Annotated in this window: 14 protein-coding genes; 6 read left to right on the plus strand and 8 right to left on the minus strand. The window is 65.5% G+C overall.

Annotation, left to right across the window (positions count from 1 at the left end; genetic code table 11):
- Positions 1–43: 43 nt before the first annotated feature.
- The 5 genes from ACW9UR_RS11725 to ACW9UR_RS11745 form a co-directional block, all read right to left on the minus strand.
- Positions 44–2,026: a hypothetical protein gene (locus tag ACW9UR_RS11725; RefSeq protein WP_458917146.1), complete on the minus strand. Its 1,983-nt coding sequence runs from the start codon at positions 2,024–2,026 to the stop codon at positions 44–46.
- Between the two features lie 278 nt (positions 2,027–2,304).
- Positions 2,305–3,174, minus strand: a complete 870-nt coding sequence (gene motA / locus ACW9UR_RS11730) for a flagellar motor stator protein MotA (RefSeq protein WP_458917147.1) — start codon at positions 3,172–3,174, stop codon at positions 2,305–2,307.
- Positions 3,175–3,247: 73 nt separating this feature from the next.
- Positions 3,248–3,823, minus strand: a complete 576-nt coding sequence (locus tag ACW9UR_RS11735) for a MotE family protein (RefSeq protein WP_458917148.1) — start codon at positions 3,821–3,823, stop codon at positions 3,248–3,250.
- Positions 3,820–4,263, minus strand: coding sequence for a hypothetical protein (locus ACW9UR_RS11740; protein WP_458917149.1), 444 nt, complete (start codon positions 4,261–4,263; stop codon positions 3,820–3,822). Before ACW9UR_RS11740 ends, ACW9UR_RS11735 begins: the two co-directional genes overlap by 4 nt.
- A gap of 10 nt (positions 4,264–4,273) precedes the next feature.
- Positions 4,274–4,753: a flagellar basal body-associated FliL family protein gene (locus ACW9UR_RS11745; RefSeq protein WP_458917150.1), complete on the minus strand. Its 480-nt coding sequence runs from the start codon at positions 4,751–4,753 to the stop codon at positions 4,274–4,276.
- A gap of 91 nt (positions 4,754–4,844) precedes the next feature.
- Between ACW9UR_RS11745 and fliF the strand changes: the two genes are divergently transcribed.
- The 6 genes from fliF to ACW9UR_RS11775 all read left to right on the plus strand — a co-directional run bounded on the left by fliF (position 4,845) and on the right by ACW9UR_RS11775 (position 9,718).
- On the plus strand, positions 4,845–6,452 hold the full coding sequence (fliF, locus tag ACW9UR_RS11750; RefSeq protein WP_458917151.1) for a flagellar basal-body MS-ring/collar protein FliF: 1,608 nt from the start codon (positions 4,845–4,847) through the stop codon (positions 6,450–6,452).
- On the plus strand, positions 6,452–7,060 hold the full coding sequence (locus ACW9UR_RS11755; protein WP_458917152.1) for a FliH/SctL family protein: 609 nt from the start codon (positions 6,452–6,454) through the stop codon (positions 7,058–7,060). Before fliF ends, ACW9UR_RS11755 begins: the two co-directional genes overlap by 1 nt.
- Positions 7,050–7,394, plus strand: a complete 345-nt coding sequence (locus tag ACW9UR_RS11760; protein ID WP_458917153.1) for a FliM/FliN family flagellar motor switch protein — start codon at positions 7,050–7,052, stop codon at positions 7,392–7,394. The genes ACW9UR_RS11755 and ACW9UR_RS11760 overlap by 11 nt, the downstream gene beginning before the upstream one ends.
- Before the next feature lie 71 nt (positions 7,395–7,465).
- A complete protein-coding gene (gene fliP, locus ACW9UR_RS11765; RefSeq protein ID WP_458917154.1) occupies positions 7,466–8,113 on the plus strand; it encodes a flagellar type III secretion system pore protein FliP in 648 nt (215 codons plus the stop codon).
- On the plus strand, positions 8,110–9,219 hold the full coding sequence (locus ACW9UR_RS11770) for a flagellar motor switch protein FliG (protein WP_458917155.1): 1,110 nt from the start codon (positions 8,110–8,112) through the stop codon (positions 9,217–9,219). The genes fliP and ACW9UR_RS11770 overlap by 4 nt, the downstream gene beginning before the upstream one ends.
- Positions 9,220–9,280: 61 nt before the next feature.
- A complete protein-coding gene (locus ACW9UR_RS11775; protein WP_458917156.1) occupies positions 9,281–9,718 on the plus strand; it encodes a c-type cytochrome in 438 nt (145 codons plus the stop codon).
- 3 nt (positions 9,719–9,721) lie between these two features.
- Here ACW9UR_RS11775 and ACW9UR_RS11780 read toward each other — a convergent pair whose 3' ends face one another.
- The 3 genes from ACW9UR_RS11780 to ACW9UR_RS11790 form a co-directional block, all read right to left on the minus strand.
- A complete protein-coding gene (locus ACW9UR_RS11780) occupies positions 9,722–9,994 on the minus strand; it encodes an I78 family peptidase inhibitor (protein ID WP_458917157.1) in 273 nt (90 codons plus the stop codon).
- Positions 9,995–10,024: 30 nt separating this feature from the next.
- Complete coding sequence (locus ACW9UR_RS11785) at positions 10,025–10,861, minus strand: DMT family transporter (RefSeq protein WP_458917158.1); 837 nt, start codon at positions 10,859–10,861, stop codon at positions 10,025–10,027.
- 4 nt (positions 10,862–10,865) lie between these two features.
- The coding region (locus tag ACW9UR_RS11790) for an AMP-binding enzyme (protein WP_458917159.1) at positions 10,866–11,684 on the minus strand (819 nt) is incomplete at its 5' end.

The raw sequence follows: 11,684 nt of genomic DNA on the forward strand, positions 1-11,684 counted from the left end.
AAAAGGCGACCCCCCCTCTCCGCGATGCCTTCAGAAGCTTCGATCAGGGTCGTCTCGCGTCCCTGTCGAAACTAGCAGGCGCTTTGACGACACCTTCCACTGCACTGCGGATATCCGAAACATTTGCGAGTGCGGCCTCTGCCTGGTCCAGTGTCGGGAGATTTGGGAGCGCCGCCAGTGGGGTCGAGTTTCCACCGGAGATATAGGCCGCAAGCACTGCGAAAGACGCTTCCAGTCCGCCGCCGGTTTCGGCAAGTCCAGGAGACCGGGCCAACCGGCCCCTTTTCCGCTGTTCGTCTTGCGCCAGGTTTCGACCCTGCCCGAGCCAGAGCAGCGCTTGATTGCGGATAGCGGCTGCCTCGGCCCCGGGAAGATCCGAAATAATGGCCAGCGCCCCGGATGGATCAGAGGTGCGCATTCGGGCGCGTGCCACGGCGATCGAGGTCTCGGCATCGGGGATGCTGTTTTCAGAGACCAACAGTCCCTCGACCGCGTTAGGAACGCCGCCGTCGGACAAAATATCTGCATAAGCCAAACGGACCTCATGAGCTGCGGGTCCGGCTAGAAGCGCACTGTTCTCGAGCGCGCTTGCAATGCCGGAAATGTCCGGGGTCGATGCAGTCGGCACGCTGGCCAGGATCTGAATCGCGAGATCCCGGACATCGGGGTCCTCTACGCCAAGCCGACGAAGGGCGCGTAAGGCCTCGACCGGATGACCACCGGTAGCCTGGGCCTCAATGCGAACAAGACGCAGTCGCCTTGGCAAACCCGGGCTGTCCGGCATCGTGCCGATCGTGTGATCCAGTGCCGAAAGCACAGCTGCCGGGACCGAACCGCCAGACAAAAGGTGCGCTTGTGCCTGCAGAAGGAGCAAATCAGGCTCGCTGGCCGCACCACCAACCGTATGTGGCGCCATCACAGCCAGTGCCGTCTTCGCATCGCCCATCTCCAGCGCGACCGCCGCTCGTATCGCGGCCTCGATCCGGCCGCCACTACCTGTGCTTCGGTCGAGAAGCTCGAGAACATCGCGGGCGAGTTCCGGGCGGTCTTGGGCCAGAGCTTGACGCACCACGGTCGCCGCAATGATCCTGCGCGGAACCGCGGGCAGCTCCTCGAGGCTCGACAGCAGCGCCTTGTCTTCCCGAGGTTCGGCGTTTTCCGAGAGGCCGGCGGCGTACCGCCACAAACCAACGCGCCCCACACATCCAGTGGAAGCTTGTATCGGTCCGTTCGGCACCGCCCCATCGATTATCCGTGCCATGTCCTTCAAGACCTCGGCGGCCGGGGCATCCAGTTTCGCACGCGAGATCAGGGCCGACGCCTCGCGTCCGAAACCTGCAGAAATGTAGAGCCGCGCAAGATCTTCGACTGCCTGGGCGTTCAGCTCACCCGAGGCATCGACCAAGCCGCGCCTACGCACGCCGAGTGCTGACAGAAAAGGCTCGGACGGGACCCATGAGGCGATATCGAGGGCGTCGTCATCGATGCATGCCATCGCGGGCTCGCTGACAGGCGCTACATCCCGATCGGTGGGCATAGCAGGGTCCCGGACCGAGAGATGCGCAGTGAGATCAGGCGCCGCCTTGGCAACGGCGGCGGGTGGGCGCGCCTCCGCCGGGATGCGTGGTACCCCAGCGTCGGTTGCGTCGACGGTTCCGATCGGACGAGGCGTCTCGTCGAGGACCTCGGGGGCAAGGGTCAGCAAGCCTTCGTCCGCAGCCCTTTCGAGCTGCGACAAGAGCTGCTCGCGCGCCGCGAGTACCGCATCGGGTACAGGCTCTTCGGGTTCTGATTCCGGCCCCGGCTCGGCGGCGTCAGCCGAGGGGTGGCCGCCGGGCTTCAACGTATTCGCCTCGAGCTCGCGTGGCGTTGCAATTCCAGGGGTCAGTTGGCCGATGCGACTGGGTTGAAGTCGAGCTTGCGCCGACGCTTCTTCACCCTCGGGACGCCGGACATCGACAGCCAGGAATCCGCTACCAATTTCTGCGGGGGTGACATCGCAGGCGCAGGCGAGCGTCATGTCCATCGTCGCCCCGCCAGGCACAGCGCGCGCCGAAACCGAAAGTATCCGGGTGCGGGGCATGCGGTTGAAAACCCCCGATACATCCAGCGGCGGGACGGGGCCGCTCAACCGAAGTACCGCGCGTGATCCATCCTGAGACAGCGACCAGTCCGCCCCGGCCGGGATGGGCAGGACAAGGCGCGAGTACTCGGGATGCTCCACGGCACGCACGGAAACTGTTTCCTCCGCCAATGACGCGACTGCACACAGAACTACCAGGCTGGCAAGGAAAGGAACTCGCATCACGCAGCCTCCAGTTTTCCGGCGCGCAGCGCCTCGTCGAGCGTGTTGAAGCTTGGCCGCAGGTGGTGCGGCGTGTTCTGCCGCCCGACCTCGACACAGATGTTCGGCGGGTGCCGATGTAGGTTCGCCACCATCACGTCGCGGATCAGCGCATAGAAGTTCTGATCCTCTTCGACCACGCTGCCAACCTTGGCAGCGAACGGCCCGATAATCCCATAGGCTAGAAAGACCCCGAGGAAGGTCCCCACCAGAGCGCCGCCGATAAGTTTGCCCAGAATCTCCGGCGGCTGGTCGATCGAGCCCATGGTCTTGATGACCCCAAGCACCGCCGCGACGATGCCCAGCGCCGGAAGTCCGTCGGCCATCGTCTGCAGCGCGTGGGCGGAATGCCCCGCGTGCTGGGCATTCGCCTCGATCCGCTTGTTGAGCACTTCCTCGACCTGGTGGGGGTCGTCGTAGTTCATCCCGGCGGCCCGCATCGTGTCGCAGATCAGCTCCACCGCCTCGTGATCCGCCAGGATCCGGGGATAGCGCTGGAACAACTCGGAGCTATCGGGGTCCTCGATATGCCCCTCGAGCTCCAGCGGGTTCTGCCGCGCGGTCCGGATCAGCGAGAACATCAGCACCAGAAGGTCCTGGTAGTCCTGCGCCCCCCAGTGAGGGCCCTTGAACACCTTGCCGATGTCGGCCAGCGTCTGCTTCACTGCGGAAACGCTGTTGGCGATCACGAAGGCACCGACGGCCGCGCCGCCGATGATGATCATCTCGTAGCCGATGCTTCCAAGGATGATCCCGAATTTTCCGCCGGCCGCCACGTAGCCGCCGAAGACCATGGCGAAAACGATCACGATGCCGATGATGCCGAACATGACGACCCTGCACTCAGTTTGATTCCCCACCGGTTATCCGGTGAGCGGCTTAACAATCCCTCAATCGACCCGGTCAATTGGCAGTCGGCGGCAACGGGCCGCCCGCATTCATGTTGCGCGCGGCAAGAACGACACTGATCGCATAGGCCTGGTTTGCGTCCATCAGCGTCAGGATGTCGGCCGCCGAACTCGGGCTCATCCGGGCCAGGATCCCGGCCGCGAAATCGGTGTCCATCGAGGCGAAAATGCCCGCAGCGCGTTTCGGCTTAACGTTCTCGTAGATCGCGGTCAGCTGTGCGACATCCTGCTCGGCCGCCGCATCCGCGGTCGAGATCGTCGCCCGCAACCGCGCCTCGGCCTCGACCAGTTCCGCGTGCTTGGCATCGAGCGCAGCCTGCGCGATCTCAAGGGCGGCCTTGCGTTCGGCCAGCTCGCTCTCCAGTGCGGTCAACTGCTTGCCGCGTTCACGAAGCGCCTCCAGTACCACCTCCGAGTCAGGGTGGCAGGCCGATTCGAGCCCAAGCACGTCCGGGACCTCCGGCGGAAACAGCACCTCTGCCGTCGCCGGGCCCACAAGCGCCAAACGCAACAGTCCAGACGCAAGAAAACAACCGGCCAGGATCGGAAGGGCGCGGGCACGCGTCTTCATCGTCTGTCTCCTTCGTTAACCATTCGGCGCAGTGCGGCGACGATCCCGTCGCCGACCGGTTCCGGCGCAGGCGCGGCGGCTTCCACTGTCTCCGACCGATTTTCATCCGTATCCTCGGCCTCCGGCATTGGCTTTGCGGCGAGATCCGAGGCCGGCACCCCGTTTTCGTGCAAGGTCGCTAGAATCAGCTCCAATCGTCCGGCGGCAATCTCGGCACGGGCGGTCAGTGCCGAAAGCTCCCGCGTAATGTCCGACGTCGATGCCTTGGTGTCCGCCAGCGAGGCGCGGGTTTGCTCGACCCTGGCCGACAGACCGGCGATCGCCCCGCCAAGCCCCTTGTCCATGGATTTCAGCGCCGACAGGCGGCGCGCTAGGATCCAGCAATAGAGCGCCGCGACCAGCGCCCCGGCGATCAGCAATCCGTCCGCGATCAGTTCCATTCCATGCGCCTCAATTGAGGATAAACTCGAGGATCAGCAGGTCGCGGACCTTGCCCTCGCCGACGACAACCTGGATCCGCTGCAGCATCTGTGCGCGCAGGATGTAGAGATAGGCGGGATCCTCCAGCTCGGATTCGTCGACCGCGCGCAGGTAGCCGTTCAGAACGTCGAGGATACGCGGACGCAGGGCGGCGACAGTTTCTTCGCTTCCGGGTTCCACCTCCAGCTCAGCCGCAAATTTCAGCGTTCGCGCCTGCGCTTGCGGGCCGAGCGACATCATCAGCGGATCGAGCGGGACGAAGGCATAGTCCGGCGCGTCTTCTGATTTCACGCTGCCTTTGCCGCCAAGAAGCCCATCTACTAGGCCCAGGTAGGTAACACCGAAGCCCGCGCCACCCGCCAGAAAGGCGCCAAGCGCCGCGATCAGCAACCCCTTTCGCCGGCTTCCGGCGCTGTCCTGCGCCTCTGTTTCAACGGTCGCGTCGACCATCCTGGTCCTCCTGTCGCCTGCTGCGGATGAATTCCGTTTAGACGCGCCGGGCTAACCAATTCTTAAACCGCGGCCGCCACACAGAAGGCAGATGCCGGACCAGAACGGACCGGCGCAGGCTGTGAGGTTGAGCGTGAATCAGGTCCTGGCCGGGTGGGCTGCCCTTGATGGCAAGCGGAAGATGGTCGCCGCGTTGGCTGCCGGTGCGATGCTTCTGGGCATGGCGGTGATCATGAGAATCGCAACGCACAGCGAAATGGCTCTGCTCTATGCGGGGCTGGAGCCGTCCAACGCCGGGGAGGTGATCGCCGCGCTCGAAGCCTCGGGAACGCCGTTCGAGGTGCGCGGCAGTTCGATCTATGTCAATGCAGGGGTGCGCGATTCAACCCGCCTCGCCCTCGCTGCTGAGGGTCTGCCAGCAGCCGGCGGCGTCGGCTACGAACTACTCGATTCGATGAGCGGCTTCGGCACCACCGCGCAGATGTTCGATGCCGCCTACTGGCGCGCGAAAGAGGGCGAGCTGGCGCGAACCATCCTGGCCAGCCGCGACATTCGTTCGGCCCGCGTGCATATCGCAACGCCACCGCAACAACCCTTCGCCCGGCCCGAGCCGGTGACCGCCTCGGTCACCGTCACGCCGGCGCAGGGCTCGGTCGACAAGGCACAGGCGCAGGCGATCCGGTTTCTGGTTTCCTCGGCAGTCGCCGGGCTTTCCACCGAGGATGTCGCGGTGATCGATAGCGTCAACGGCGTCGTCCTCGCCGGCGACAGTCAGAACGAAGGCCCCGATCCCGCCGCCGCCGACCCGCGCGCCGCCCAGATGAAGGCAAATCTGGAGCGGTTGCTCTCGGCCCGGGTCGGGCCAGGGCGTGCCCGGGTCGAGGTCAATATCGATGCCGACATGGACGCCCAGACCATCACCGAACGGGTGATCGACCCGACCAGCCGGGTGGCCATCTCGAGCGACCTTGAGGAACTGTCTGAGCAATCTCAGGGTAACGCAGTTGGGGCCGTAACCGTCGCCAGCAACCTGCCCGGCGGCGACGCCGAGGCCGGGGGCGAGCAGAATCAGAGCACGCGCAGCGAGACCCGCGAACGGCAGAACTTCGAGGTCTCCGAAACACGGCGCGAGCGCGTGATTCAGCCCGGCCAGATCCGCCGGATCAGCGTCGCGGTGATGGTCGACGGAATTACGACGATCGCACCGGACGGGAGCCGCAGCTGGGCGCCACGTCCAGAAGAGGAAATGAGCGCCCTGCGTGAGTTGATCGAAAGCGCCGTCGGCTTCGATCCGGCGCGCGGCGACCGGCTCAGCCTGCAGACGCTCGAGTTTCCGGCCGCCGCCCTTCAGGGCACCGAGGCTACGGCCGAGGGCGGCGGTCTTCTGGGGGGCTCGGTCCTGGGCCTGATCCAGACCGTGGTGCTGGGGACCGTCGTCCTGCTGCTGGGCATCTTCGTGGTGCGCCCACTTCTGGCGCGTCCCACCGCGCTGCCCGCACCCTCAGAAGACATCGACGTGATCGACGCCACCGCCGACGAACCCGCGGGCGCGCTCGCCGCCAGCCCCGCTGCACTGCCCACGCCCGAACCGAATCGGATCCGCAAGCTGCGTGAACTGATGTCCGAACGCCGCGATGACAGCGCCGACATCCTGCGCCGCTGGATCGAGGCCCCCGAACATGTGGAAGGATCCCGCTGATGTCCCGACCCGTTGTCCTGCAAATCTTCTCTCCTGACCTCGACGAAGAGCCTTTGGCGCCCGAGCCCGACGATATCGGGCGCCAACTGGCCGAGGCCTGGGAAAGGGGACACGCCGCTGGCATTCAGGCCGGAACCGAGGCAGCGGCCAAGGTCCATGCCGAGGCCCAGGATCAGCTGCGCGCAGCCCTTGTCGAAACCATTGGCGACCAGCGGATGGCGCAAGTCGAGGTACAAGCCCGGGTCCTGGCGGACATCGCGCCAATGATCCGCAACCTTGTGGCGCGTCTCGCACCCGAGCTGGCGCGCGCCGGCCTGGCCGATCAGGTCGCCGCCGAAGTCGAGACAGCGCTTCGCACCCGCCCCGAACCCGCGCCGATCATCCGCTGCTCGGTAGAATCGGTGGCTCAGCTGGAGCTTGCCTTACGAGACTTCGGTGCGATCTCGATCCAGGCCGATCCGCGTCTGACGCCGCTCGAGGCCGAGGTTCACTGGGACGACGGGTTCGAGGCGATCGACTTTGGCGCCGCTATCGCCCGGCTGGATGCCGCGCTGGCGGAACTTGCGACGGGCGATACCCCCCAGGAGGAGATCCGACATGCAGGATGATTTCGACGGCCCCGGCCAGCCCCCTATCGCCAGCAGCTTGCCACCGACCCCGATCACCGACGCCGAGCAGCGGGACGGTCGCCGCGAGAGCGCGCTGATGGGCGTACCGATCGAAGTGATGATCTCGGTCGGCAAGGCGCGGCCGCTGGTTTCCGACCTGGTCAAGCTGCGACGCGACAGCGTCGTGACATTGAACAGCAGGATCGACGACCCGGTCGAAATGTATATCGGCGAGCGCCTTATCGCGCGGGGCGAGTTGCAGGAAATGGACGACGGCTCGGGTCGGTTGGGCGTGCGCCTGACAGAGGTCGCCGACCTTTCGAAAGGGGTCTAGCCCTGCGACTTCTGCTGCTGTTCCTGCTGGCGGCGCTTCTTTCCGGAGGCCCCGCCGCCGCGCAGGACGTGATGATCGATCTCGGCGGTGACGGTTCGCTCAGCCTGCGCGCGGTGCAGATGTTCCTGCTGATCACCGTGCTCAGCCTTGCACCGGGCCTCGCGATCATGGTCACCTGCTTTCCGTTCATGGTGACGGTGCTGTCGATCCTGCGCCAGGCCATCGGCGTCCAGCAGGCGCCGCCCAATATGATGATCGTCAGCCTGGCGATGTTCCTGACCTGGTTCGTGATGGAACCGGTGTTCCAGGCCGCCTGGACAGATGCCGTACAGCCCGCGCTCGACGGCGAAATCGAGGCCGATGCCGCCTTTACCCGCGGCATCGCCCCGTTCCGCACCTTCATGCTGTCGCGTACCGATCCGGAAACCGTTCAACTGCTGGCCGACGCCGCCGGAAAACAGCTCGATCCCGATCCGCAACTCTCGGTGCTGATCCCCGGATTCCTCCTGTCGGAGATTCAGCGCGGCTTCGAGGTCGGGTTTCTGATTTTTTTACCCTTCTTGATTATCGACCTGGTTGTCGCCGCGATCCTTATGTCGATGGGTATGATGATGGTCCCGCCCACAGTGGTTTCCCTACCGTTCAAACTGGCATTCTTCGTTCTTGCCGACGGCTGGTCTTTACTGGCCGGCGCGCTGGTCCGCGGGTACGGGACATGACAGAGATCGCGGCGCCACCTGTTCAGCTGCCGGCCACGCGAGACCCCGCGCCCGAGATGGTCGAACCCTGGGATGCTCTGCGCAAGAAAGCACAGGCGGTCGGACAGGATATGCCGCCGATCCGCAAGGCGGCGATCATCCTGGCCGCCATCGGCCCCGAGGCAGCGGGCGAGTTCCTGCGCTCGATGGACGAGGCAGCGCTGACCCGAACCGCAGTCGCGATCAGCCGCCTCGATCGCGTCTCGAAAGAGGTTCTGGACGCCGTTATCGCCGAGTTCGTCCTTTCCATCGGGACCGAGGAAGAGGTTCTTGGCGGCAGCAACACCGCCCGCCGACTGCTGGCTGAGGTTCTCGACGACAAGACGATCGAGCGCATCATGCGCGACGTCACCGGCGGCGAGACCCGCTCGGCCTGGAAGCAGCTGAACGAATGCGCCACCTCGGCGCTGGCCAGTTTTGTCGGAGCGGAACACCCGCAGACCGCCGCCGTGATCCTCAGCGAGTTGCGCGCCGACAAGGCCGCCGCCGTGGTGGAGAGGCTCGATTCTGAATTCGCCCAATTGACGGTGCTGCGCATGGCGCGCGTCCCGGCACTTGACCCTCGGGTATCGGAGATGGTCGAGCGGGTGATCGCCAGCGATTTCCTGTCGGCACTGCAACGCACGCAGGGCACCCGCCGCCCGGCCGAATTGATCGCAGGCCTGATGAACAACATGCGCTCGGACTCACGCGAGAAGTTCCTCGGCTACCTGGAGGACGAGAAGCCCTCGCTGCACCGCGACGTACTGCGCACCATGTTCACCTTCGCCGATATCCGAAACCGGGTAGAGGCGCGCGACGTGCCGCTGATCGTCAAGGAGGTCGAGGAACCGGTTCTGATCGTCGCCCTCAAATGGGGCCAGATACAGGGCAATCCGTCCGTCGAGTTCCTGCTGTCGAACCTCTCGAAACGCCTGTCCGAACGGCTGGCCGAGGATCTGGCGGCGCTGCCGGACCCCACCCAACGGGACGGCGAGGCGGCGCACCAGGACGTGGTCCAGGCAATCCGGGAAATGGCGCGCCAGGGCAATATCAGGCTGGTCGAAGACGAGGTGCCCGAGGACTAACTTGACCGGAAAAACATGCAGACCAACTCTTTCGGGAACAGCCACCCAGCGGAGCCGCTACATGAACCTGACCCGGACAGCCTGTCTGCTTGCCCTCCTCCCCATCGCCGCAGTCGCCCACCAAGGCGCGGATGGCGTGGTCAAGGAACGCATGGAATTGATGAAAGAGGTAGGACAAGCGACACGACACCTGGGCGAAATGGCTAAGTCGGGCGAGATCCGACCCGAGGATGCATCGGAAGCAGCTGACCGTCTGCGCGCTGCGGCCGAAAAGATACCGGTTGTCTTCAAGGACAGAAATCTCGACGCCCCGTCCGAAGCCCTGCCGGAGATCTGGGAGGACTGGTCCCATTTCACCGATATCGCCGCGCAAATGGCAGAGGCAGCCGCCACATTTCGCGACCCGCCCGACGACGCCACGGCTTTCCGCAGCGCCGTCGCGGAACTGGGCGAAAGCTGCGCCTCCTGTCACGAGCGCTACCGCCTCGCTCAGGAGTGAGCCTCAGCCGCAGTAGACGCGCGTCACCACGCCGTTGCCGTCGCGGACGATGTTCAGCCGGTCGTCCTGCTGGTCCTGCGTCACCGAGTCGCCGGGATCGATGATCCGGACTTTCGGTGCGGCAAGCGACAGCGAGGCCATATCGTTTATCCGGTCTCCGACCAGGCCTTGCTGGCTTCTTGCATTGCAGCTGTCGGAAAATTCAGCCGAGCCGCCGAAACCACCGCCGCAGGCGGCGAGGCCGGTGATCAGGAACATTAGCGCTACTGCTCGCATGGGAACTCCTTCTTGTTGCGGCGGAGAAAATCATGCGTTCCGGCGCAGCGCAAGCGACCCCGCTCCGCTTGCAAGCAACAGACCGATCCCCGCCAATGCAAGCCCGTCGGGCACGGTCCCGAAGACCAGCGCGCCGAAGGCGGTGGCCGCCACCAGTTGCAAGTAGACCAGCGGCGCCAACCGCGTGGCAGGCATCAGGCGATAGGCGATGAGCAGCAGAAGGTTGCCCAGGAACGACGCGCCGCCGCTCACCGCCAGCAGGCCCCAGGGCCATTCACCCGTGGGCCAGTTTCGCGCAGCGAAAGGCGCCAGCACCACCGCGCCCAGAAGCAGTTGCGCCAGCAGCAGCGTCTGCGCCCCGCCGCGTCCGGACAGCCAGCGGCTGGCGGTCAGGTAGCAGCCGTAGGACAGCCCCGCCATCAGCGCGACACCGAGGCCCGGCGTCATCCCGAAGCCCGGCCTCACCACCAGAAGCACGCCCGCGAACCCGAGGATCAGCAGCGCCGTACGGCGCGGCCCGACGCTTTCGCCCAGAAAGGCGACGGACAGGACGTAGCTGATCATCGGGCCGACGAAGAAAGCGGCGAAGACCATGGCGATCGGCTCGGTCCGCAACGCGGTCAACATGCACAGGATGGTGACGACAATGAACGCCCCGCGCAGATAGCTGCGCCAGTCCCGAAGCGGTGCGGGATCCGAGCGCGTGGCCACGACCACGCAGGCGCACAGCGCCGAGCCCAGCGCGAAGCGCGCCCAGGCGACGAACACGGGGGCCATGCCGTGCTGCTGAATCAGCAGCTTTCCCGCGGTGTCGCCCAGCGGGATCAACGTCATGGCCACCGCCATCAGCAGGACGGCGGCGGCCAAGCGCTCAGCGCCGGTTCATGCGATTCTCGATCAGGTCGTCGACCACGGCGGGTTCGGCGAGGGTCGAAGTGTCGCCAAGCGCACCGTAATCATCCTCGGCGATCTTGCGCAGGATGCGCCGCATGATCTTGCCGGATCGCGTTTTCGGCAGTCCCGGCGCCCATTGCACCAGGTCCGGCTTGGCGATCGGCCCGATCTCCTTGCGTACCCAGTCGGTGAGTTCCTTGCGCAATTCCTCGGTCGGCTCGTTGCCCGACATCAACGTGACGTAGCAATAGATGCCCTGTCCCTTGATGTCGTGCGGGTAGCCGACGACGGCGGCCTCGGCGACCTTGGGGTGGGCGACCAGGGCGCTTTCCACCTCGGCGGTGCCCATCCGGTGGCCCGAGACGTTGATCACGTCGTCCACCCGGCCGGTGATCCAGTAATAGCCGTCCGCGTCCCGCCGGCAGCCGTCGCCGGTGAAGTAGTAGCCCTTGTAGTCGCTGAAGTAGGTCTGCACGAACCGTTCGTGGTCGCCCCAGACCGTGCGCATCTGCCCCGGCCAGCTGTCCTTGATGCAGAGCACGCCCTCGGCCTCGGTCTCGTCGATCTCGGCGCCCGACTGCGGCTCCAGGATCACCGGTTGCACGCCGAAGAACGGCTTGGTCGCCGAACCCGGCTTGGTCGCGATCGCGCCCGGCAGCGGGGTGATCATGTGGCCGCCGGTCTCGGTCTGCCACCAGGTGTCGACGATCGGGCAGTTGCCCTTGCCGACGACCCGATCGTACCAGGTCCAGGCCTCGGGGTTGATCGGCTCGCCCACGGTGCCCAGCAGGCGCAC

This window comes from Halovulum sp. GXIMD14794, from assembly GCF_054457455.1.